General features: G+C 57.5%; 24 protein-coding genes. 16 read left to right on the top strand and 8 right to left on the bottom strand.

Annotated elements, in window-relative coordinates; translation table 11 throughout:
• The first annotated feature begins 23 nt into the window (after window positions 1–23).
• Window positions 24–596, top strand: coding sequence for an MFS transporter (locus tag MKI83_RS06410; protein ID WP_241584134.1), 573 nt, complete (start codon window positions 24–26; stop codon window positions 594–596).
• Window positions 597–646: 50 nt separating this feature from the next.
• Here the strand turns inward: MKI83_RS06410 and cadR are convergent, their stop codons facing one another.
• A complete protein-coding gene (gene cadR / locus MKI83_RS06405) occupies window positions 647–1,084 on the bottom strand; it encodes a Cd(II)/Pb(II)-responsive transcriptional regulator (protein WP_241584127.1) in 438 nt (145 codons plus the stop codon).
• A 146-nt stretch (window positions 1,085–1,230) separates the two neighbouring features.
• Between cadR and MKI83_RS06400 the strand changes: the two genes are divergently transcribed.
• Window positions 1,231–1,851, top strand: coding sequence for a cation efflux transmembrane domain-containing protein (locus MKI83_RS06400; RefSeq protein WP_241584126.1), 621 nt, complete (start codon window positions 1,231–1,233; stop codon window positions 1,849–1,851).
• 21 nt (window positions 1,852–1,872) lie between these two features.
• On the opposite strand, the gene MKI83_RS06395 is transcribed toward MKI83_RS06400, so the two are convergent.
• Both MKI83_RS06395 and MKI83_RS06390 read right to left on the bottom strand, forming a co-directional pair.
• Window positions 1,873–2,937 carry a GGDEF domain-containing protein gene (locus MKI83_RS06395; protein ID WP_241584125.1) on the bottom strand — a complete coding sequence of 355 codons (1,065 nt, stop codon included), beginning with the start codon at window positions 2,935–2,937 and terminating at the stop codon, window positions 1,873–1,875.
• Window positions 2,930–3,940 carry a patatin-like phospholipase family protein gene (locus tag MKI83_RS06390; RefSeq protein ID WP_241584124.1) on the bottom strand — a complete coding sequence of 337 codons (1,011 nt, stop codon included), beginning with the start codon at window positions 3,938–3,940 and terminating at the stop codon, window positions 2,930–2,932. Before MKI83_RS06390 ends, MKI83_RS06395 begins: the two co-directional genes overlap by 8 nt.
• 116 nt (window positions 3,941–4,056) lie before the next feature.
• Between MKI83_RS06390 and selD the strand changes: the two genes are divergently transcribed.
• From selD to MKI83_RS06375, 3 genes are read left to right on the top strand one after another with little or no spacing between them, the layout of a single operon-like run.
• The gene (gene selD / locus MKI83_RS06385; RefSeq protein WP_241584123.1) at window positions 4,057–5,097 is read left to right on the top strand and encodes a selenide, water dikinase SelD; all 1,041 of its coding nucleotides are present in this window, start codon (window positions 4,057–4,059) and stop codon (window positions 5,095–5,097) included.
• On the top strand, window positions 5,097–6,197 hold the full coding sequence (gene mnmH, locus MKI83_RS06380) for a tRNA 2-selenouridine(34) synthase MnmH (protein ID WP_241584122.1): 1,101 nt from the start codon (window positions 5,097–5,099) through the stop codon (window positions 6,195–6,197). Before selD ends, mnmH begins: the two co-directional genes overlap by 1 nt.
• Before the next feature lie 4 nt (window positions 6,198–6,201).
• Window positions 6,202–6,474, top strand: a complete 273-nt coding sequence (locus MKI83_RS06375) for a hypothetical protein (RefSeq protein ID WP_241584121.1) — start codon at window positions 6,202–6,204, stop codon at window positions 6,472–6,474.
• 98 nt (window positions 6,475–6,572) lie between these two features.
• Here the strand turns inward: MKI83_RS06375 and MKI83_RS06370 are convergent, their stop codons facing one another.
• On the bottom strand, window positions 6,573–8,051 hold the full coding sequence (locus tag MKI83_RS06370; protein WP_241584120.1) for an MltF family protein: 1,479 nt from the start codon (window positions 8,049–8,051) through the stop codon (window positions 6,573–6,575).
• A gap of 84 nt (window positions 8,052–8,135) precedes the next feature.
• Between MKI83_RS06370 and MKI83_RS06365 the strand changes: the two genes are divergently transcribed.
• From MKI83_RS06365 to MKI83_RS06345, 5 genes are all read left to right on the top strand, one after another.
• Window positions 8,136–8,894 carry an SDR family oxidoreductase gene (locus tag MKI83_RS06365; RefSeq protein WP_241584119.1) on the top strand — a complete coding sequence of 253 codons (759 nt, stop codon included), beginning with the start codon at window positions 8,136–8,138 and terminating at the stop codon, window positions 8,892–8,894.
• 215 nt (window positions 8,895–9,109) lie between these two features.
• Window positions 9,110–9,667 carry a hypothetical protein gene (locus tag MKI83_RS06360; RefSeq protein WP_241584118.1) on the top strand — a complete coding sequence of 186 codons (558 nt, stop codon included), beginning with the start codon at window positions 9,110–9,112 and terminating at the stop codon, window positions 9,665–9,667.
• An 8-nt stretch (window positions 9,668–9,675) separates the two neighbouring features.
• Entirely contained in the window at window positions 9,676–10,968 is a 1,293-nt protein-coding gene (locus tag MKI83_RS06355; RefSeq protein ID WP_241584117.1) for a flavohemoglobin expression-modulating QEGLA motif protein, read from the top strand.
• 64 nt (window positions 10,969–11,032) lie between these two features.
• Window positions 11,033–11,785, top strand: coding sequence for a TIGR00266 family protein (locus MKI83_RS06350; RefSeq protein ID WP_241584115.1), 753 nt, complete (start codon window positions 11,033–11,035; stop codon window positions 11,783–11,785).
• Between the two features lie 14 nt (window positions 11,786–11,799).
• Window positions 11,800–12,138, top strand: a complete 339-nt coding sequence (locus tag MKI83_RS06345) for a PA3694 family proteiin (protein WP_241584113.1) — start codon at window positions 11,800–11,802, stop codon at window positions 12,136–12,138.
• 52 nt (window positions 12,139–12,190) lie between these two features.
• On the opposite strand, the gene MKI83_RS06340 is transcribed toward MKI83_RS06345, so the two are convergent.
• On the bottom strand, window positions 12,191–12,535 hold the full coding sequence (locus tag MKI83_RS06340) for a pilin assembly protein (RefSeq protein WP_241584111.1): 345 nt from the start codon (window positions 12,533–12,535) through the stop codon (window positions 12,191–12,193).
• Between the two features lie 194 nt (window positions 12,536–12,729).
• On the opposite strand from MKI83_RS06340, the gene ppc reads away from it, so the two are divergent.
• From ppc to MKI83_RS06320, 4 genes are all read left to right on the top strand, one after another.
• Window positions 12,730–15,366, top strand: coding sequence for a phosphoenolpyruvate carboxylase (ppc, locus tag MKI83_RS06335; protein ID WP_241584109.1), 2,637 nt, complete (start codon window positions 12,730–12,732; stop codon window positions 15,364–15,366).
• Between the two features lie 221 nt (window positions 15,367–15,587).
• Window positions 15,588–16,235: an adenylate kinase gene (adk, locus tag MKI83_RS06330; protein WP_241584107.1), complete on the top strand. Its 648-nt coding sequence runs from the start codon at window positions 15,588–15,590 to the stop codon at window positions 16,233–16,235.
• A gap of 87 nt (window positions 16,236–16,322) precedes the next feature.
• Window positions 16,323–17,003, top strand: a complete 681-nt coding sequence (gene tsaB / locus MKI83_RS06325; protein WP_241584106.1) for a tRNA (adenosine(37)-N6)-threonylcarbamoyltransferase complex dimerization subunit type 1 TsaB — start codon at window positions 16,323–16,325, stop codon at window positions 17,001–17,003.
• Window positions 17,004–17,074: 71 nt separating this feature from the next.
• Window positions 17,075–17,404 (top strand): hypothetical protein, encoded by a 330-nt coding sequence (locus tag MKI83_RS06320; RefSeq protein ID WP_241584104.1) that lies wholly within the window; start codon window positions 17,075–17,077, stop codon window positions 17,402–17,404.
• Between the two features lie 13 nt (window positions 17,405–17,417).
• On the opposite strand, the gene MKI83_RS06315 is transcribed toward MKI83_RS06320, so the two are convergent.
• The gene (locus MKI83_RS06315) at window positions 17,418–18,197 is read right to left on the bottom strand and encodes an SPM autocatalytic domain-containing protein (RefSeq protein WP_241584102.1); all 780 of its coding nucleotides are present in this window, start codon (window positions 18,195–18,197) and stop codon (window positions 17,418–17,420) included.
• Window positions 18,198–18,293: 96 nt separating this feature from the next.
• Here MKI83_RS06315 and MKI83_RS06310 point away from each other — a divergent pair, with 96 nt between their 5' ends.
• Window positions 18,294–19,094, top strand: coding sequence for a class I SAM-dependent methyltransferase (locus MKI83_RS06310; RefSeq protein WP_241584100.1), 801 nt, complete (start codon window positions 18,294–18,296; stop codon window positions 19,092–19,094).
• Window positions 19,095–19,174: 80 nt separating this feature from the next.
• Window positions 19,175–20,242, top strand: coding sequence for a GGDEF domain-containing protein (locus MKI83_RS06305; RefSeq protein WP_241584098.1), 1,068 nt, complete (start codon window positions 19,175–19,177; stop codon window positions 20,240–20,242).
• A 14-nt stretch (window positions 20,243–20,256) separates the two neighbouring features.
• Here the strand turns inward: MKI83_RS06305 and MKI83_RS06300 are convergent, their stop codons facing one another.
• Together MKI83_RS06300 and argF are read right to left on the bottom strand one after the other, a co-directional pair.
• Window positions 20,257–21,363 carry an ABC transporter ATP-binding protein gene (locus MKI83_RS06300; protein ID WP_241584095.1) on the bottom strand — a complete coding sequence of 369 codons (1,107 nt, stop codon included), beginning with the start codon at window positions 21,361–21,363 and terminating at the stop codon, window positions 20,257–20,259.
• A complete protein-coding gene (argF, locus tag MKI83_RS06295) occupies window positions 21,360–22,277 on the bottom strand; it encodes an ornithine carbamoyltransferase (protein ID WP_241584093.1) in 918 nt (305 codons plus the stop codon). The genes MKI83_RS06300 and argF overlap by 4 nt, the downstream gene beginning before the upstream one ends.
• Window positions 22,278–22,368 lie beyond the last annotated feature (91 nt).

Here is a 22,368-nt window from a genome sequence, read left to right as displayed (position 1 = left end):
CCTGCATCTGCTGACCACGCCGCATGATTGATCCTGAACTCGACTATTTACTCGCTTGGAGCGCCTACGGCCTTGCTGCTTTTGTCGGCCTGATGGTGTGGTTCAAAATGACCGCATGGATTAGCTGGCGCTACGTGCGTGAGCCGCTGCGTTTGTTGGTTGCGGTGCTGCTATTTGTGCCGTCGCAAGTCACGGTGGATGCGATCTATGCGCCCTCGATTGCGATGCTGGCGCTGGATCTGCTGTTTAAGAGCAATGCCAACCTGTGGGTGGCGGTGGCCGATTTGTCGATGTTTGGCGGAATCGCCTTTGTCGTCTATTTCGTCTTGGCTTTGATACGGTTTGTTTGGGAGCTTGTGCGTGGCAAGCCCGAATCCAAAGTGGCTAAAGCAGCGAAAGCCCCGAAAGCCGGCAAAAAAGCCAAAACCAAAGCCACCATGCATGAGCCAACGGCGCAGTCCGCGAGTAAAAAGACTAACAGCCCGTTTAAAGCCAAGCCTTCGCGGGCGCGATATGCCAACGACCCACTGCTGGATGAAGCCATCCGCATTGATAGCAATGGCGAGCGCCGTTTGCGCATGGAGCCGAAGCTCTAACCTCGCGCGTGTTCGAAAAAAAACCACCCTCGCGGTGGTTTTTTATTGCCTCAATGACTGCCCGGAACGTGGCTGCTAGCAGGCTGCTTTTGACTGGTGTCTTCGGCCAGTTCTTGCAAGATCGCGCAGTCGGCGCTGCGCCCCGCCTGCGGACACTGTGCGCGCAGGTGCAGCAGGTCGCGCTGCAAGTGTTGTAACAGCGCGATGCGCTCGGCGATGTGCTCAAGGTGTTGATCGATCACCTGATTAACGCTGCTGCAGGTTTGCTCGGGCGCGCTGCGGCTGGCGAGCAAGGTGCGGATTTCCTCGTGGGTCATATCCAGTGCACGGCAATTGCGGATAAAGCGCAGCTGCTCGATATGTTGCGCTGGGTACTGGCGATAGTTGCCGGCGCTGCGTGGCGCTTGCGGCAATAAGCCGGCCTTTTCGTAATAACGAATGGTTTCTACGCTGCAGCCGGTTTGCTGGGCGAGTTCGCCTATCTTCATCAGTAAGCCTCGGTGAAATGAACGGTAGTTAGGGCTTGACCCTGTAGTGGCTTCAGGCTTTGAAATAGATGGGCATTGTTAATCAAGCTCGGTGAATGCCTCAAGGGAGGCCTTTGCTGAATCAAGGTCTGTTTAGGAGTAATGCGATGTCCGCGCAATGTTGTTGTGCCCCGTCAGAGGCGAAAACGCAGGCGTTTCGCCGTGCGTTATGGATTGCTTTGGCGGTTAACTTGGCCATGTTTTTGGTTGAAATCGTCGGCGGGGTGGCGGCGGGTTCGTTGGCGCTGCTGGCCGATGCGTTAGATTTTTTGGGCGATAGCGCCAACTATGCGATTTCGCTCTTGGTGTTGGGCCTGTTGCCAGTGTGGCACGCCCGTGCGGCGATGATTAAGGGGGTGAGCATGGCGGCTTTCGGGGTGTTTGTGCTCGCGCTGGCGCTGTGGCGGGTGTGGAACGGCACGCCGCCAGAACCCATCACTATGGGCGTGGTGGGGGCCATGGCGCTGGTGGCTAACGTGCTGGTGGCGTGGCTGTTGTATGCCTTTCGTGAAGGCAACGCCAACATGCGCTCGGTGTGGCTGTGTTCGCGCAACGATGCACTGGGCAATATCGCGGTGATGGTGGCGGCGTTGGGAGTGTTTGGCACCGGCAGTCATCTGCCCGATGTGCTGGTGGCCCTAGTGATGGCCTCGCTGGCCTTGACCGCCAGTGTGCAGGTAATCGCCCAAGCGCGGCGTGAGCTGCACGAAATCGCCGCCAGCGCCTGATGTGGGGCGAACGAGTCAGGGCTACTGACGGTGTTTACTGGCTTTGCGCTGTTGCTTGTTGCGGTACAGCGCTTGGTCGGCCGCTTGCAGCAAGTCTTGGGCGCTGGCTTGCGGCATTTGATCGCTGGCCGCAGCGCCGACGCTAATGGCAATCGGCAAATTGAGCTGCTCGCGTTGTAGCGGGTTGAGCACCAATTGTTGTTGCAGGCGCGCCGCCAGTTGCGTGGCGCTTTCTTGCGTTTCGTGCGGCAGTAGCACCACAAACTCATCACCGGCAAAGCGAAACAGCAAATCGCTTTGCCGCAGCGCTACTTCGAGCTGGCGCGCGAGATGAATCAGCAGCTTGTCGCCGGTGGCATGGCCGTGCTGATCGTTCACCTGCTTAAAATCATCACAGTCGATAAACAGCACCGCCATGGGCTGGGCGTGGCGTTGTTGCAGGCTGAGCAGGCGCGGCAAGGTTTCATCCAGCTCGCGGCGATTGCGCAGGCCCGTCAGTGCATCGCGGGTGGCATAAAAGGCCAGCTGTTGACGGACCAAACCGTTACTCAGATAGAGCGAGCTTTTCACCCCCAGTTGATCGAGGAAAAAGGTGTCTTGATTGGGATTAAACCGTGCGGCATCGGCACTGGCTTGCAGCAATGCGCCGCAGCGTTTGCCTTCAATGGTCAAAGGGATGATCGCCATTGAGCGCGGCTTTTGCTGGCGGTACTCACTGGGTAGCAAGCTGTGATACAGGCCAAGATCTTGGTTGAGCAAGCGTGCGCCTTCGCGCTGCGGCAGCCACTGGCTGAGTTGCTCGGCATTTTGCAGGGTTAGGCGTTGGCGCAGCAGGGTGGAGCGTTGAAAGCTTTTGAGTAGCGGCACCAAGGCCGGGGTTTTCTCCAGCACAAACCACACCATGGGCACATCAAACAGCTGCTGAATCAGTTGCAGTAGCCGCTCGCAAATATCTTCCGAGGCTTGGCTGGAGAGCAGCTGTACCTCAAGACGAAACAGTTTGCGCATGATCGCTTCATTGGCGCGTGCGTTGGCCAGCAGGGTGTCTAACAGTTCGGCGGGTATCGGGGTGGGAGCGTCAGCCATGCTGCTTCTCAAAATCATCCAAGCGGTCGCGCGCAATTTGCCGGCCAAGGGCAATCAACTCTGGGCCTTTATCAAAATCATAGAAGCGACACACCCGCTTGGGGATATTTATTAACAAATCAGGCGGGTAGCCGGCGATTTTGTACTGCGTGAGTGCCCCTTGCATGGTTTCAAAGCAGTGGTTGACCACCTCCAACAGGTTGCCGGGGGCGACCTGGCGGGTTTCGGCGGCAGTGTTGGCAGATACCGCTTTGCCGCTGCTGGCGGCGTGCTCGCTACTGACGGCCTCGTTAAAGGGCAGCTCGGCGCGTAGGTCGGCAATCAGGCTTTCCATGTCGCTGTGCCCATTGCGCTCGGCCCAACGTTGCCCAAGATCGCCCAAGCGGCCTAGCAGCTTGTTCATTTTGTGCTTCAGCGGTGCTGGGCGCTCGATATGCGGCAGCGGGTAGCGCTGATGATTGTTGCCGGCGAGGTTGACCGCAATCACCACGTCGCAATGGCTAGACACCACCGGCACGATAGGCAGCGGGTTGAGCAGGCCGCCATCGACCAACAAGCGATTGCCCTGCAATACCGGTGTTAGCAAGCTGGGGATGGCCGCCGAGGCGCGCATGGCTTTATGCAGGCAGCCTTCTTGAAACCACACCTCTTGCTGCGCGGTAAGGTCGGTAGCGACCGCGGTGAAGGGGATCGGCAAGTCTTCGATGTTGATCTCACCCAACATCTGCTGGATCAAACCAAACACCTTGCGCCCCTGCATGGCGCCAAGGCCTAAGTTGACGTCCATCAAGCGCAGCACTTGGAAGGTGTCCAGCGTGTTAATCCACGCTTTGTACTCGGCCAGTTTGCCGGCGGCATAGACACCGCCGACGATCGCGCCGATAGAGCAGCCGGCCACGCACTGAATGTCATAACCCCGCGCTTCTAACTCTTCGATCACGCCAATGTGTGCGTGCCCGCGCGCGCCGCCTGACCCTAATACCAAGGCTACTGTTGGCTTCATCGGGAATCCTTTTGCCTATTTGCGCTAAGCCTAAGGCATTGCCGGGGCATCTTGCCACGCTTGCGGCGCGGGGCTTTGTTACAATCGCCGGCCTTGTCATTAGCTTGAGAACCGCCATGAGCGAGCCGATTCGTCTGACCCAATACAGCCACGGCGCCGGTTGCGGCTGCAAGATTTCGCCCAAAGTGTTGGATGTCATCTTGTCAGGCAGCGGCGCGCAGCACCTCGACCCCAAGCTGTGGGTGGGCAATTCCTCGCGGGATGATGCCGCGGTGTATGCGCTGGATGAGACGCGCGGCGTGGTGTCGACCACCGACTTCTTTATGCCGATCGTTGATGACCCGTTTGATTTCGGACGCATCGCCGCCACCAATGCCATCAGTGATATTTACGCCATGGGCGGCACGCCCTTGATGGCGATTGCGATTTTGGGCTGGCCGGTCAACGTGCTGCCGCCAGAGGTGGCGCGTGAAGTGATCGCCGGTGGGCGACAAGCCTGTGAGGATGCCGGTATTCCTCTGGCCGGTGGTCACTCCATTGATGCGCCCGAACCGATCTTTGGCTTAGCCGTGACGGGGGTGGTGGATAAAACCGAACTCAAGCGCAACGACACGGCCAGCGCCGGTTGTCGTTTGTACCTGACCAAGCCGCTGGGCATAGGCATCCTCACCACGGCGGAGAAAAAGGGCAAGTTGCGTGCAGAGGACGTAGGGCACGCTCGCGATTGGATGTGCACGCTGAACAAACCCGGTGCGGTGTTCGCCAAATTGGCCGGCGTTAAGGCGATGACCGATGTCACCGGCTTTGGTTTGCTTGGCCATCTGGTGGAAATGGCCGAAGGCGCGGGGCTAACCGCCGAGCTTAACTACGCCGCAGTGCCGTACTTGCCAAGCGTGCCGTATTACCTTGAACAAGGTTGTGTACCGGGCGGCACGCTGCGTAACTACGACAGTTACGGTCACAAAGTGGGTGCGATCAGCGCGGCGCAGCAGCAATTATTGTGCGATCCGCAAACCAGCGGCGGGTTGTTGGTGGCCGTTAGCGAAGAAGGCGAGACGGCGTTTCTCCGTGTGGCCGCCGAGCTTGGCTTGAACTTAACGCCCATCGGCCAGATGCGCGCCCGCACAGCCGGCGAAGCTTGGGTTGAGGTGCTGTGATGCGCGCGAATACGCAAGATTTTCGCCAGTTGTTTTTGCACGATGTGCCAATGATGGATACCCGCGCGCCGGTAGAGTTCAGCAAAGGGGCGTTTCCACGCGCGCTGAACTTGCCGTTGATGAGTGATATCGAGCGGCAAAAAGTGGGCACCTGCTACAAACAATATGGCCAGCAGGCGGCGATTGAATTGGGGCACCGCTTAGTCAGCGGCGTCAGCAAAGACGAGCGCATGCAGCAATGGTTGGCTTTTGCTCAAGCGAATCCTGAGGGGTATTTGTACTGTTTTCGTGGCGGCTTACGCTCGCAAACCGTGCAGCAATGGCTGCGGGATGCGGGGGTGAACTACCCGCGTGTGATCGGCGGCTACAAGGCCATGCGCACCTTTTTATTGGAAACCACCGAAAGCGCGGTGCGCGAGTGCCAGTTCACTGTGGTGGGCGGCTTAACCGGCACTGGCAAAACCGAAGTGATTGCGGCGCTGGGTAATAGCCTTGATTTAGAAGGCCATGCCCACCACCGTGGCTCGAGCTTTGGCAAGCACGCCACACCACAGCCGGCGCAAATCGACTTTGAAAATAGCTTGGCCATCGATGTGCTGAAAAAGCGCGCCGCCGGTGTGCAGCACTTTGTCTTGGAAGACGAGGGCCGTATTGTCGGCAGTTGCTCTTTGCCGCTGTCGCTGCACACGGCGATGAAGGACTACCCCTTGGTATGGCTTGAAGACAGCCTGGCAAACCGCATCGAACGTATTCTTAAAGATTATGTGGTCGACATGGCTGCCGAGTTCGTGGCTCTGCACGGTGATCCAGAATTGGCCTTCAACGCATTTCGTGAACGCCTAAGCGATAGTTTGCAGCGAATTGTGAAACGCTTAGGCGGCGAGCGCTTCCAACGCTTTAACACCATCATGCAACAGGCCTTAGACGAACAGGGCCAAAGCGGCGTTGTGGACACCCATCGTGGTTGGATCAGTGGCTTGCTCACCGAGTACTACGACCCGATGTATGCCTATCAACGCGAGGCGAAAAGCGCGCGGGTAGTGTTTGCCGGCGAACAGGCCGAAGTGATCGACTATTTGCGTAGCAATACAGCGGAGTAAACCTATGTACAAAGCCATGATGATCAGCGTGCTGGTATTAGCCGGTTGCGCCGCGAATTCGGCAGGGCGCTCAAGCTGCGCCGCTGAGCTAGACAGCGCCTGGCGCGAACTCGACTTGGCCAAAGCCGAAGGCTTTGCCGGCACGGTGAGCTACTCCAAAGCGCTGGCGCTACTGACGGGGGCCAAAACCCAGCAGCAATTCGAAGCGTATAAAGGCTGCATCAGTAAGGCGCAAAAAGCCCGCTACTACATTCGCGAATCGCGGGCTGGGCGTTAAGAGACGATGATTTAATGGCCGCACAACGCCATTGTTGCGTTGTGCGGCCATTGTGTTGCTCGTTTGCCGACTAAATCAGCGCCGCTTTAGCACTGAGGCTATTGCGCTTTTAGCTCTTCACGCAGCTCGCGTCGCGTACCGGTGCTTTCTACGGCGAGGGTATAGGCGATGTAGTAAGCATAAATGTTGGCCACGTAGTTCACCGTTTCGCGGCCAACTTTTTCGGCAACTACCCGCTCAACATTGTTATGCCACACATTCGGGTCTAGACCGCGTTTTGCGGCTAGCTTGCGTAGCCGTTGAATACGGTTGGGGCCTGCGTTATAGCCAGCAAAACTGAATAAGTGCCGGTTTAATGAGTCAATCGCAGGGTCATTGAAGTACTGCTCAGCAATATGGCGCACATATTTCACCCCGGCATGAATATTGGCCTCCAGATTGCGAATATCACCCACGCCCATGGCTTTGCCGGTGCTGGGTAATAACTGCATGATGCCAATCGCGCCTGCGTGGCTGCGGGCCGACTGATTGAGGCGCGACTCTTGATAGGCCTGCGCCATCATCAATAAGTAATCCGCATCGTATTGGCTGCTGTACTGACGAAAGAGCTCAATGGTGCGGTCGAAGCGTTGGCGTGCTTCTTGGCTTTGGGTGTTATTGATGTAGCCGGTCCTTTTTAGATATTTGATGATGCGCCAATTGCGGTCTTTGTTTTTTCGCGTTTGCGTGGCGACAAAGGCATTGATCTCGGCCTGCAAAAGCGGGCTGTTTTGGCGCAGCATCCAGGCAATTTGCCCATCTTCACGCAGGCGAACGTCCGTCCGTACGTTGAGCTTCGGCAGGACTTTCTGCCACAGATCAGCCTTGTGCTGATCAACCACTAAGTTATCCACCAAGCCACTGGCGGCCAGCTGCATCAGGTCCTCATCTTCTAGCGCATTGGGGGCAAGCTTTAACTGGACGGAGTCAAGGCCCTGCTCCTCGAAGCGTTGGTTGAGCAGCAGCAGGCTGTCGTAATAGCTACTGGTTTGGCGTACATACACGGTTTGACCGGCCAGCTGCTCTAGCTGGGTGATGGGCTTGGCGTTCGGGCCTTGAACTAAGACTTCGGCAATGTTGCTAACGAAGGGGTCAGCAAAGTCGGCTTTCTCTAAGCGGCGGTCGGTAATGGTTAAGTTGGCGCTGGCGATATCGCCACGGCCCTCGATAAGCGCAGGTATTAAATCGTCACGATGCACGGGGATATAGATGAACTTGATGGGGAGCCGGCCTGTGCGGTGCTTCTTGTTCAGCTGTTCAGCGAACGCCTGCATGGTTTCGTAGGCTAGACCCAGCTGTTGGCCTTTATCGATAAAGTAAAAGGTGCGGCTGTACACCACCAGGACACGAATCTGCCGGCGCGCAAGCATTTCAGGGAAGTCGCCCAGCAACGTTTCATCGGGCGTATCTAGGGCCAGCGTGTTGCTCCCGGTGTCGTCGGCTTTGGCCGGCGGCATTAGCACAAGGAGTACGAGGGCAACCAAGCTTGTGAATAACCAACGATAATGACGCCTAAGATCGGTATAGGTGTTTTGCATGGCGGCTCGTCCGTTTGATCAATAGTACTGTTGTTTGTTGTTGGCCCTGCTTAGGCTGAACTTTTATTGCTCGGGAGTAAACGCATGTCAGCACAGTTTGAAGGGCGCGTGGCGCTGGTTACCGGCGGCGCCAATGGTATTGGTCGCGCCACTGCGTTGGCATTTGCCGAGCACGGTGCCAGTGTTGTGGTCAGCGATGTGGATAGCGCAGGCGGTGAACAAACCGTGGCGCTGATTCGTGGTCAGGGCGGCAAGGCCGAGTTTGTGGCCTGCGATGTGACGCAAAGCGAGCAGGTTGCCAGTCTGCATCAGGCCGTGCTGGATCATTACGGACAGCTGGACTTCGCCTTCAACAACGCCGGCATTGAGATCGAAAAAGGCAAGCTCGAGTTCGGCAGCGAAAGCGAATATGACGCCATCATGGGCGTTAACGTAAAAGGTGTGTGGCTGTGTCTGCGCGCGCAATTGCCGCTGATGAGCGAGCGCGGTGGGGTGATTATCAATACGGCCTCCGTCGCCGGTTTAGGCGCCGCACCGAAGATGAGCATTTACAGCGCCAGTAAGCATGCGGTGATTGGCTTAACCAAATCGGCGGCGATTGAATACGCCAAGAAGAAAATCCGCGTTAACGCGATTTGTCCGGCGGTGATCGATACCGACATGTTCCGCCGTGCCTACGAGAGCGATCCGAAGAAAGCTGAGTTTGCCGCCGCTATGCACCCGGTGGGTCGCGTGGGGCAAGTGGAAGAAGTCGCCTCGGCGGTGATTTATCTGTGCAGCGACACGGCCGCCTTTACCACCGGCGTGGCCTTGCCAATCGATGGCGGTGCGACCTCGATTTAATAGCAATACCTTTTGAGTCAAAGCCCGCCAGGTTAAGCCTGTTTGCGGGCTTTTTTCTGCAAGTTTCTGGCTTTCCTTATTCCTTAACGGCATAGTCGTAGCGTGCTAATCAGCACATTACGGGTTGTTGTTTGACTGGCAAAGTAAGCGCCGCGTGCCATGCTTAGAGATAGCGTCAGGCGCGGTCTGGCGGTCTTCACCACAAGGAGAGTTGCATGAAACCCTGGCGTTTACTGATTCTCGGCATGGCCTTGGCACTGCAGGGGTGCCTTGTGAGCTTCCAAGAACCACTGCCGCAAGCCGAGCGGGCTCCCGTGCATTTGTTGGGTGTGTGGACGCGAGTGGATGACTGGGGCGACAAGCTGTTTCTTGATTTGCGTCGCGTCGGTAATAACCAGTATCGCGCACTCGCCTATGTAGGCTCACCGAAAAACACACAAACGCGCGAGCAATACAATTTCATCGTTAGCCACCGTGGTAGCCGTTGGTATTTATCCGCCGGCTTGCCTAAAACGTTGGGCGGTAATTTTGTGTTGGCGGGTTTTGAGCTGAATAAAAAAGACGAGTTGGTGATCTTTAATCTGGATGTCGATCGCCTTCTGCAAGAATTGGAAATGGGCAATTTGTCGGGCGAGCTGGTGGAAACACCGCACGGTGACGGGGCCCTGATTACCGCTGAGTGGGACAAGGTATTTGCCTACCTCGATGACCCCGCCAACGCCGATGTATTTATCGAAGTGGCGCGCTATGAGCGCGTCAGTAGCGCCGAGTAGGAGTCAGCGTGGCTAAGAAAAAACTAACGGACTACCAACAAACCGTTCGCGACTTGTCTGATCGGATCGTCGACGCGCAGTCACCTATTCGCGTGCTAGATGCGATTAAGTGGGATGAAAGCGTCAAGGCCGATTTCTTCAAGCACAAGGCCAAAGAACTGCCAAAAGTCGATAAGGCCTATTACACCGGCACCGCGCTGTCGTTCGATAGCGACGATAAAAAGCTTGAGTTTCAGGGGATTGAACGCGATATCACCCGCCAGTTGGGCCAGTTCAACCCCGTCGGGCAGATCATGCGGCGTATGTGTCGTGAGTACCGCATGGTGATCCGTATGCTTGAGGCGCGCGGCACGCCGGATATGGGCTTGATCTCGCAAGAGTTATACGGCTCAGCTTCGGATGCATTCCATGCCGGCGACCCGACCTTGTCGGACTTGGGCATGATGCTGTCAGACGCCTTGCAGAACATTTCAGACCGCAGCGATTTGATCGAGGAGCCTAAAGAACTCAACGCCAAGCAAGCGGTAAAAATGCTGCAAGAACGCTTGAATAAGAGCTTCGGTGAAACCGAGGGCACCATTCGCGTGTTTGAATCTGACGGTATCTTGGCCGACGCTGCAGCCGGCGCCGATTACATCAAGATTCGCAGTGATGCGATGTTTAACGAGCGCGACATTCGAGTGCTTGAGGTGCACGAAGGCTTGGTGCACGTTGGCACCACGCTCAACGGGCAAAGTCAGCCGATTTGTACCTTCTTGGCTAAGGGGCCACCATCCTCAACCATCACCCAAGAAGGTTTGGCGATTTTGATGGAGGTGTTCTCGTTTGCCTCGTACCCCTCGCGTTTGCGCAAGCTGACCAACCGCACACGCGCCATCCATATGGCCGAAGAGGGTGGCAACTTCCTCGATATTTACCGCTTCTATCTCGAAGAGGGCTATAACGAGGACGACTCCTTCACCAACGCCAGTCGCGTGTTCAGGGGCTCGACCCCCAATGGCCAGCCGTTCACCAAAGACTTGTCGTACACCAAGGGTTTTATCATGGTGTACAACTACATTCAGTTTGCCGTGCGTAAGGGCAAGCTCGACCGTATCCCGCTGCTGTTCTGCGGTAAAACCACCCTTGAAGACATGCGTACTTTAGGGCAGTTGGTGGAAGAGGGTATGGTCGTGCCACCTAAGGTGTTGCCGCCGCAGATGCGCGATCTCAACGCCTTGTCGGCGTGGATGTGTTTTTCCAACTTCCTCAATCACTTGAGTTTGGATCGCATCGAAGCTGACTACGCCAATATTCTGTAATTGTTTGTCGCTAAAAACCCGCGCAGGTTAAGCCTGTGCGGGTTTTTTCACGAAGGAGGTATTGATGCCAGCGCATCGTTTGGATTACCAGATTCACGGCGCGTCGCTCCAAGCGCTTGAGGTGCAACTAGATCCGGATGAGGCGGTGATCGCCGAGGCGGGCTCGATGATCTTCATGCAGGAGGATATTCGCTTCGATACCCGCCTTGGCGACGGTAGCGAATCGGGCGTGCTGGGCAAGTTGTGGGGGGTGGGCAAGCGCTTGTTCACCGGCGAATCGCTGTTTCTGACCCACTTCAGTAATGAGGGCAAACACAAGCGCAGCGTGGGGTTTGCTGCGCCTTATCCGGGTTCAATTGAAGCGATTGCTCTGCCGGATGTGGGCGGTGCGCTGATCTGCCAGAAAGACAGTTTTCTCGCCGCCGCTTACGGTACCTCGGTGGGGATCAGCTTTAGTAAGCGCTTGGGCGCGGGGTTGTTTGGCGGTGAGGGCTTTATTTTGCAGAAGCTCGAAGGCGATGGTTTGGCCTTTATTCACGCCGGTGGCACGTTGATTCGCCGAGAGTTAAACGATGAAACCTTGCGCTTAGACACCGGCTGTTTGGTTGCCTTTAGCGCTGGTCTGGATTACAGCATTGCGCTCAGTGGCGGCTTGAAAAGCTTGCTGTTTGGTGGCGAAGGCTTACTCTTGGCCACCTTAAAAGGCACCGGCACGGTGTGGATTCAAAGTTTGCCGTTTGCCCGTCTTGCCGACCGCCTTGCGGTGGCGATGGCAGGGCGTGGGCCGCAAGGCGAGACGCGCGCGGGTGGCGATTGATTGGAGTGTGACTGATGAGTGTAGAAAACCCTTTGCCGTACATTTTGACTGCCATCGGCAGTGTGGTGGTGTCTGTGGTGGCGTTGAGTCATTACGGCTATTTGCATGAGGCCAAACCCGAAGATGCCCTGTTGTTGGCCGAGTACACCATGCTGAAAACCGTCGAAGGGGAGGATTACTCAGTCAGCCTGAAGCCTGCCGAACAGGTGGCGCAGTGTATCGATGGCGTGATGGTGTTATTTGATACCAAGCAGCCAGGCTTAAGCGGTGTGCTGGTGGATGACCGTAAGCGCGCCGTACGCTGCGCCATGGGCAGCGCCGCGAGTGGCCAGCCGCCAGCACCGGCGCAGTAATGCGGCAGCTCGCCGCTTAAAGCCTTCATAACCCCGCCGCGCAGGGCAAGTCTCAGTGCGGCGGCGCTTTATTGGCTGCAATCATCTCGGCCAAATGCTTGCGCGATAAGGCTAAGTAGCGCGGTGTTTGGCCGATATCTTCATACAGCGGGTCGCCTAATTCGTCTGTGGCGACCACCTTGCTGCCCTGTACATAGGGAAAGCTGCCTTCAAGCTCATCCAGTGCGGCGCTGACTAAGTCACCCAGTAGGTCTTGCAGCTGCCGCTTGGGGTACATCTCCCCCAAAGCAGCCAAGCGTGCCGCGTCTTCTAACGTTAGCGGGATAGCATATTCGCGACGGGTGAGGCGCCCTTTGTCGTGCGCCTCCCATTGCTCGACCAGTTCGCGAATTTTCATCGGGGATCTCCTTGCTTTGCCAAGCGTTATCGAGGGTTATTTGTGCTGGCTCAACACACGGTGCCGCGCGGGCCGCTACTGTTTAGCCTAGTCTGCTGTGGTGAGTGAGCAGCGCTAATGTCGCAGCCTTGTAAGCCCGCGTCGCCCGCTGCAAGCTAATGTTGTGTTTGCCCAGTCATGCAAAGGAAGCCGTCATGTTTGAGATAGATGCCCATCTTCGCGATAACGTTCGTCAGCTTGGCGAGTTGCTTGGCGAGGTGATCAGCAGTCACCTTGGCGAAGACATGTTGGCGCGTATTGAGCGGATTCGCTTGGGCGCTAAGTCGGCGCGCCAAGGCTCCAATGAAGGGGCCAAAGTGCTGCAGCAAGCGCTGGCCGAGCTGGATGACGAGCAAGTGGTGCAAGTGGCGCGTGCGTTTAATCAGTTTCTTAATCTGGCCAATATTTCCGAGCAATACCAACGCATGCGCCGCCTGCAAGACGGCGAACCCAGTCGCTTTGAAGATCGCGTGCTGAGCGAGTTGCTGGCGCGCTTGCAAGCTGAAGGGCATCAAGGTGCTGATTTGGCGCGGCAGTTAGCCGCGCTGGAGGTGGAGTTGGTGTTAACCGCGCACCCCACTGAAGTCAGTCGCCGGACTTTAATCCAAAAATACGATGCGATTTCTGCGCAGCTGGCCTGGCGTGATCACAGTGATTTAACCGTCGCCGAACAAGCGCGTTGCCGCACCCGCTTGGCACGGTTGATTGCCAGCGCTTGGCATACTGATGAAATCCGCCATGCCCGACCAACGCCGGTGGATGAGGCTAAGTGGGGCTTTGCCGTGATCGAAAACTCGCTGTGGCAAGCAATCCCCAACTATTTGCGCAAGGTTGATCATGCGCTGCAGTCCGCCACAGGCGAGCGCTTACCTTTGTTGGCTTCACCGGTGCGGTTTGCCTCATGGATGGGCGGTGACCGGGATGGTAATCCTAATGTCACCGCCAGCGTGACGCGTGAGGTGCTGATGCTGGCCCGCTGGATGGCCGCTGACTTGTATCTGCGTGATGTGGACGATTTGGCCGCCGAGTTATCAATGGTTGCCGCCACGCCGGCATTGCTGGTGCAAGCCGGCGACAGCCGCGAGCCGTATCGTGCCGTGCTTAAGCAATTGCGTGAGCGCTTGCGCGTTACTCGGCAGTGGGCACATGACGCCCTCAGTGGCGATGTCGAACCGCCTGCACCCGTGCTGCACGATAACGCCGAGCTGATTGCGCCCTTGCAGTTGTGCTACGACTCGCTGCACGCCAGTGGCTTGGGCTTGATTGCCGACGGCGCGCTGACTGACACCTTGCGCCGTGCGGCAACCTTTGGCCTGTTTTTGGCGCGCTTAGATTTGCGTCAAGAATCAACGCGCCATACCCAAGCCTTGAGTGAAATTACCCAAGCGTTAGGCCTGGGTGACTACAGCCAGTGGCGCGAAGCGAAACGGCAATCTTTCTTGCTTAAAGAGCTGGAAAACCCACGGCCACTGGTACCGCTCAATTTTGCCGCCAGTGCCGACACCGCCGAGGTGCTAGCGACCTGCAAGGTGGCCGCGCAAGCACCACAAGGGGCGCTGGGTTCCTACGTGATTTCTATGGCCGGCGCGCCCTCGGATGTGTTGGCGGTTTTGCTGCTGCTCAAAGAAGCAGGTCTGCAGCGGCCTATGCGCGTGGTGCCCTTGTTCGAAACCTTGGATGACTTGGAGTTTGCCGGCAAGTGCATCAATACCTTGCTCGGGCTTGAAGGCTACCGACATTATTTGGCCGGCCCGCAAGAGGTGATGATTGGCTATTCGGACTCCTCCAAAGATGCGGGCACCTTGGCCGCGACATGGGCGCAGTACCGTGCGCAAGAGCGCTTGGTGCAAGTGTGCCGCAACCATGAAGTCGAGCTGATTTTGTTCCACGGCCGTGGCGGTACCGTGGGGCGCGGCGGTGGTCCGGCGCACGCGGCGATTTTGTCGCAGCCGCCGGGTTCGGTGGCGGGGCGCTTCCGGGTCACCGAGCAGGGCGAGATGATTCGTTTCAAGTTCGGCTTGCCCGAATTGGCGGTACAGAGCTTAGAAATGTATGTCGCGGCGGTATTGGAGGCGACCTTGGCGCCGCCGCAACAACCCAAGGCCGCTTGGCGTAAGTTGATGGATAACTTGGCCGAGCAAGGGGTAGCCGGCTATCGCGAGGTGGTGCGCGGTACGCCAACGTTTGTTGAGTACTTCCGCCAGGCCACGCCTGAACAAGAGCTGGGTCGCCTGCCGCTGGGCAGTCGACCGGCCAAGCGCCGTGCCGGAGGGATTGAGTCGCTGCGCGCCATTCCGTGGATATTTGCTTGGACGCAAACGCGCCTGATGCTGCCGTCGTGGCTAGGCTGGGAGTCAGCCTTGGAGCAAGCCTTGGTCGATGGTCACGGTAAAACCTTGCAGGCGATGCGCGCGCAATGGCCGTTTTTCCGCACGCGTATCGACATGCTGGAAATGGTTTTGGCCAAGGCAGACGCCTCGATTGCCCGTTTGTACGACGAACGGCTGGTAGCCGACGAGCACAAAGCTTTGGGAGAATCCCTGCGCCAACGCCTAGCCAGAATGCAGCAAGTGATATTGACGCTGACGGGGCAAAGCGAGCTGTTAGAGGGTGCGCCTGATATTCGTGCCGCGCTGAGTGTGCGCGATAGCTACCTCGATCCGCTGCACTTATTGCAAGCCGAGCTGCTGGCACGCTCGCGCGAGCAAGCGGGCGAGCTGGATAGCCCCGTAGAGCGTGCGCTGCTGGTGACTGTCGCGGGTATTGCCGCGGGGTTGCGTAATACCGGCTAAAGCTGACTGACTTGCTGGGTTGTTTTGCATTTGTGACTAAGACAAGATGCTTGGTCACAAATGCCGTATTTTGGGGCTCGCCTGCCCAATGCTTGTGCAGAACGGGGCTGCTGTGTATCTTGTCCGGCCTTTTTGCGTTTTGTGACTGCGTACCGAATTTCTGGGAGCCTGCCTTGTGCCGGCGGGCTCCTTAGTCTTTAGCACACTTGAGGAGCACACCCATGCGCGTAATCTTGCTGGGAGCACCGGGCGCCGGTAAAGGTACCCAAGCCCGTTTTATCACCGAGAAGTTCGGTATTCCGCAGATCTCCACCGGCGATATGCTGCGTGCCGCTGTTAAAGCGGGTAGCCCATTGGGCTTGCAGGTTAAAGACATCATGGCCTCTGGCGGGTTGGTTTCGGATGATTTGATCATCGCCTTAATCAAAGACCGCCTGACCCAAGCTGACTGCGCTCAAGGCTGCTTGTTTGATGGCTTCCCGCGCACTATTCCGCAAGCCGAAGCGCTGAAAGAAGCCGGCGTGGCCATTGATCACGTATTGGAAATTGCCGTTGCCGACGAAGAAATCGTCCAGCGCATCTCCGGTCGTCGTGTGCACGAAGCCTCTGGCCGTGTTTATCACGTCACCTACAATCCGCCGAAAGTGGAAGGTAAAGATGACGAAACTGGCGAAGATTTGCTGCAACGTCCGGATGACAGTGAAGAAACCGTGCGCAAGCGTTTGACCGTGTACCACGAACAAACCAAGCCACTGGTCGACTTTTACGCGCAACAAGAAGCGGCCAACGGCACGCCGAAGTGCTCAAAAGTAGAAGGTGTCGGCTCGGTTGAAGCGATCACTGCCAAGGTACTTGCCGCGCTGAGTTAAGCGACGCGGGATGTATCATGCAACGGCTCGCTTGGCGGGCCGTTGTTGTTTTACCGTTCACCGTTTATTGCCCTATAGAGACCTGCTATGACGACCGTGTTGGCCTTGGATACTGCAACAGAAGCCTGCTCTGTGGCGTTGTGGCATCAAGGGCAAAGCCTCAGTAATTACGCTGTGATTCCGCGTTTGCATGCGCAAGAGTTGCTGCCGATGATCAAGGCGCTGCTGGCTGAAGCGCAGCTGCCGATGAGCGCGATTGATGCGCTGGCTTTTGGCCGCGGCCCCGGAGCTTTTACGGGGGTGCGTATTGCCACGGGCATGGTGCAGGGCTTGGCGTTAGCGTTGGATCGGCCGGTGTTGGCTGTGTCGAATTTGGCCATGCTGGCGCAGCGCGCCTGGCGTGAGCAGGGGGCGCAACAAGTCGCCACCGCCATTGATGCACGCATGGATGAAGTCTACTGGGGCTGTTATCAGCTGCAGGATGAGGTCATGCAGCTGGTCGGTAGCGAAGCGGTTTTGGCGCCGGAGTCGGTGGCTTTGCCTGAACGCTGGCGTGAGGCTGAGTGTTTTGGTGCCGGCACGGGCTGGGGCTATGCCGAGCGATTAGCGGTTAAGCCGTCTGCCTGTGATGCCGCCTTATTGCCGCATGCTGAAGATTTACTGCGTTTAGCTTTGCACGGTTGGGCTAATGGCGAGGCGGTGGATGCCGCAGACGCGCAGCCGGTGTACCTGCGCGACAAGGTCGCGACCCCCAAAAAACAACCTTAGGCGACTGGCGGTATTTGTCAGTCGGCATGCTTCTAGCTAGATTGCTAAAGCAGTGTGGATTTATTGACGCTATGAGAATTGACGGTTTTGCTTCGGCGTATGGCCAGCCACGTCCTGCTCCGCGCAGTGGGCAGGGCACCGGTGCGTCCGAACAAGAGCGGGCGTTACCCTTACCACCGCCTTCGGCGCCCACTCAGCAGGGCGACGCAGAGCAATTAAAGCGCCGCGTTGAGGCCCTGTCGCAAGCGGACGCTAAATTGCCGGCTACCCTGCGTGATGCCACCTTGCAGCGTCCGATTAGTAACCGCGCGCAGCAAGCCTTGGCCAGTTACAGCACTACCGAGCAATACGCTAACGACAGCGACGCCACCAGCCTAGCAGGGCTGGACTTGTACGCTTAAGGCGCAGGCGTTATTAGCCTTGGGTGGCCAGTAACACATCCGCGGCTTGCCCACGTCGCCCGTCCTGCCAAGTGAATTCGCCCAACTGCGCAAGCCGATCGTAGGTGTTGATGGCTTGTGTGCTGGCGCTGAAACCTAGGCTAATGGAACGAATCCCTTGCTCGGCTAAGCCGCTGATGCGTTGACGGCCTTGCTCGTCAAACTGCACCAACAGCAGATTGCTGTAGACACGGTCATTGGCGTCTATTTGTCCGTCGGCGTTGTCATCGTATTTGGCCAGTTCGGCAAAGCCATGCGCCGCGCCATTTTGGTCGCCAAACAACTCGCGACCATTGTCGATGCGGCCATTGTTGTTGCGGTCCAGCGCCAATAGCGCATCGTCAGCGTTGCTTAAGCTGACGGCTTCGCTGTGGCCATCCGCGTCTAAGTCAAAACGCACCGCTTGCGCCAAGCCACGGGTGCTAAAGCCGTTGCCGGCGAGATCCAGTACGAGCGGGTCTTTAACTTTGGGTTCGGCGTTAACGCTTAGGTTAAGTTCGCTGCTGCGTTGCGCTTCTAGGGCACTCAAGGTGCGCGCTTGTGCCGCTTGCCAGTCGATGTCAGACAAAGGCTCGGCAGGCTGCGCGCCACGCTCTGTCAGTGGCTCGGTGGTGGCAGAGCTGGCAGAGGTTGGCGCTGGCGTTGGCGTGTCCTCAATGTTTAAGGTGCGCTTGAGGATTTGAAAGTGCAGCGACTGTTGCTTGCTGGCTTGCAAGCTGTGTTCAAGGTCATTGCTGTGGGTCACGCTATGCATTGTTGCTCCCGATGCGACAGGGCGTAGCGCCTCTGGCAAAATGCCGCATCTTTGTTGCTGTCGGCCGTTATGGCCAAGTGTTGAGTACCGTTGGTCATGTCAGAACCTCAAATACACGTGCGCTTGGCGGTGCAGGCTGAGTCCGCGGCGTTTACTACGCAGGCTTCATCGCTGGCGCAGCAGTTGAATTTGCCGCAGGTGGCGGCAGACAGTGCCGCTGACGAGTGGGACCTGCTGCTGCAGGTCGGCTCGTTTGGCTTGCGCCTGCAAGAGCTTGGCAAAGGCGCACCGGGGCCGGTGTGGGTGGACTTTGCTGGCGGGGCCAACGCACATCGGCGTCAGTTTGGTGGCGGTGCAGGGCAGATGGTCGCCAAGGCGGTGGGGGTTAAAGGCGGCGTGCGACCTACGGTGTTGGACGCTACAGCAGGGCTTGGTCGGGATGCTTTTGTGTTGGCCAGTCTTGGTTGCGTGGTGACGCTGATTGAGCGTGTGCCGTTGGTGGCCGCTTTATTGGCCGACGGCTTAGCACGCGCCACAGCAGACCCTGATGCGGCGCCCATTGTGCGCAACATGAGCTTGTTGCACGGTGATGCGATTGCCTTGATGCGGGATTGGCAAGGCGAGGCGCCACAAGTGATCCACCTTGATCCGATGTTTCCGCATCGGGATAAGAGCGCGTTGGTGAAAAAAGAAATGCGCTTGTTCCGCCCGCTGGTTGGCGATGACGATGATGCGCACGATCTGCTGGCGGCGGCCTTGGCCTTGGCCACGCACCGTGTGGTGGTTAAGCGGCCACGCAAGGCGCCTGCTGTGGCTGGTATTGCGCCTGCACAAGTGCTGGCAGGGCAAAGCAGCCGATACGATATTTACCCACTCAAAAGCTTGAGCAAGTTGTAGCGTGCTGAGCGATCGTGCTCGACCGCGCAGCGGTTAAGGTTTAAACGACTATGCTGCAAAGGTGTCCTCAAGGAGTCTGCATGCTGACACCTTTTCAAGCTCAGCGTCTGCGTTTGCAGCGCATCTTGTTGGCCAGTGCCGGGTTGGCATTCTTCGTTGCGCTCACGTGGCTGGCTTATGCGTTTGATCATTTAAGCTTTTCGCTGGCCGGCATGTTAGGACTCACAGGCTTTGTTGCACTGAGTTGCTTGAGTTTTATTGTCTTGGTGCGCACTCAGATTAACCTACGCTTCGCCGACCCCAGCATGACCCAAGCGCAAATGCTCTTGGCCATTGTCACGATGCTGATGACGGCGGCTTTTGCGGATGACTTTCATTTTTTACTCTTGGCCGCATCCTCGATGGTCTTGCTGTTTGGTGTGTTCAAGCTCGATGGTCGCGGCTTTATTCAGCTCGGCTCGGTGTTGTTAGCCGGTTTTGCCTTACTCAGTGGTTGGCGTTTGGTTGAGTTGGAAGGTGACGCGCTGAGTGCCGAGATAGAGCAGGGCATCGCCTTTGTCATGCTGGTGATTTGGTTAACCTTGATGGGGTCTGAGATCAGCCGTGTGCGCCATGGTCTGCAAACACAAGTGCGTGAGTTAACCCACGCGCTCAACTTGGCGCAGCAGCAAGTCATAACCGATGATCTGACGGGCTTGTATAACCGCCGCCAAGCTCATCGTTATTTAGATCAGCAACAAGCCATGATGGCGCGCGGTGGCCATGGAATTGTTCTGGCGCTGCTGGATATTCAACAGCTAAGCCGCGTTAACGCAGAGTACGGCAGTGAGGTGGGTGACCAAGTGCTGATGACCTTGGCCAAACTGCTGCGAGGCGTACTGCGCGACGTGGATTTTGTCGCGCGTCTAGGTGGTGATGAGTTTCTGATGGTGCTCAATTACACCGATCGCAATGGCGCAGAGGTGGTCGCCGAGCGCTTGGCTGCCAAAATTGCGGCCTATTGCTTCACCGGTTTGCAAGTGCAGGTGCGTGTGCGCATTGGTCTTGCCCAAGCGCAGCGGGGCGAAACATGGGAAGAAACCTTAAAACGCAGCGGTGATGCCTTGCAGGTAGCCCGTGACAAGCAGGTGCCGGTCGCTTACGCCTGACACCAGCGATGAGCCTAGAGCAGCCCTTCGTTAAGCTTGTTACTTTCGCTGAGGCTGACCTTAGCGGCCACGCTGCCACTGGCGGTAAACACCACGAGGTGATCGGCGGCTACGCGAATGCCCACTTCGCTCCCCAGAGGGTGGTCGGCATGGCTGGGGAACAGCGACTCCAGCTGGGTGCCGGTGGGCAGCTGTAGGCGATACAAGGTGGCCGCGCCTAAAAACGTCTTACCGGTAATGCGTGCTTTAAGCGGGCTGTCGACATCGGGGATCAAGTCATCGGGGCGTAGCAGAACGTCTACCGCGCTGCCGCTGGGCCAGGTATAGGCACGATTGCCGCGAATAACACCGAGTTCGGTTTGCACTGTATCGGGGCTCAGTAATTGGCCGCGAATAAAATAGCCTTGGCCGATAAAGCTGGCGACAAACGGTGTGCAGGGTTCGTGATACAGGTTAAAGGGGGTATCCCACTGCTCAAGGTGGCCGTGATTGAACACGCCGACTTGGTCGCTCACCGAGAAGGCTTCTTCTTGATCGTGGGTGACCAAGATGGCGCTGGTGCCACGCAGCTTGAGAATCTCACGCACCTCGCGACTGAGCCGTCGCCGCAACTCGCCATCGAGGTTAGAGAAGGGCTCATCCATCAGCAGTAGCTGTGGTTGCGGGGCCAATGCCCGGGCCAGCGCTACGCGTTGCTGCTGGCCGCCTGATAGTTCATGCGGAAAGCGTTTGGCGACTGAGGTTAAGTGCACCAGCTCCAGCAGTTCGTCGGTGATTTTGCGGGCATCACTGTGCTCGCGAACACCAAAGGCCACGTTGTCGGCCACGTTTAAATGCGGAAACAAAGCATAGTCTTGAAACACCATGCCGATGCGGCGTTTCTCTGGGGCTAGGGTGAAGCCGGGCTTCGACAGTACTTGCTCGCCGAGCAGGATCTTGCCGGCGCTGATCGTTTCAAAGCCTGCAATCGCCCGTAAGGTGGTGGTCTTGCCGCAGCCGGAGGGGCCGAGCAGGCAGCCAATTTCGCCTTGATTAAGGTGCAGACTCAGGCCGCGAACAACGGCTTGCTTAGCGTAGCCGCAAGACAGTGCTTGCAAGCTCAAAAGGGGCGCGCCACTCATGCGGGGTAGGCGTGTTCGACCAGCATTTCCAGCAACGCTTTTTGCGCGTGCAGGCGGTTTTCCGCTTGGTCCCACACCACAGCGCGAGGGTCGTCCATCATTTCTACGCTGACTTCTTCACCGCGATGCGCCGGCAAACAATGCATAAACAGCGCACTGCTATCGGCTGCATCCATCATCTTGGGGCTTACTTGGAAGCCTTTAAATTTGGCGATGCGCGCTTCGGCTTCATCTTCCTGGCCCATTGAGGCCCACACATCGGTGCTGACAAGGTGTGCGCCTTCTACCGCTTCACGCGGGTCATGAGTAATGGTGACGCGGCCCTTGGCTTGCTGCAGGTAAAACGCATTGGGCTCAAAGCCCTCAGGGCAGGCGACGCGCAATTGGAAGTCGAACTGCTCAGCGGCTTGGGCGAAGGTGTTGCACATGTTGTTGCCATCGCCAACCCAAGCCACGGTTTTGCCTTGAATGCTGCCGCGGTGCTCGTGAAAGGTCTGCATGTCAGCCAGCAGCTGGCAGGGGTGCAGGTCGTCAGACAAGCCATTAATCACCGGCACTTGGCTGTGCGCGGCAAAGTTCTTCAGCGTGGCATGCGCGAAGGTGCGAATCATCACAGCATCGAGCATGCGCGAAATCACCCGCGCGCTGTCGGGTAAGGGTTCACCGCGGCCCAACTGCGTGTCGCGCGGCGATAAGAAAATCGCTTGGCCGCCCAGTTGAATCATCCCAGCCTCAAAGGACAGGCGGGTACGGGTTGAGGACTTCTCAAAAATCATCCCCAGCACACGGTTTTTCAGCGGCTCATACAGCACCCCGCGCTGGCGTAGCTCTTTCAACTCGCTGGCGCGGCGAATCAGGCTGCGCAGCTCATCGGGAGTCATGTCCATTAGGGAAAGAAAATGCCGTACGTTCATCACATCACTACCTAACCAGCGACGAGGGCGGACTGAGGGCAGTCGGCCCAAGCGGCGCTTGGGTTCGTTGGGGGAAAAGACCGATGGTATA

This window comes from Atopomonas sediminilitoris (assembly GCF_022601735.1).
Lineage (GTDB): Bacteria > Pseudomonadota > Gammaproteobacteria > Pseudomonadales > Pseudomonadaceae > Atopomonas > Atopomonas sediminilitoris.
The sequence above is the reverse complement of the archived record's forward strand: the minus strand, read 5'-3'. Positions and strand labels throughout refer to the sequence as shown.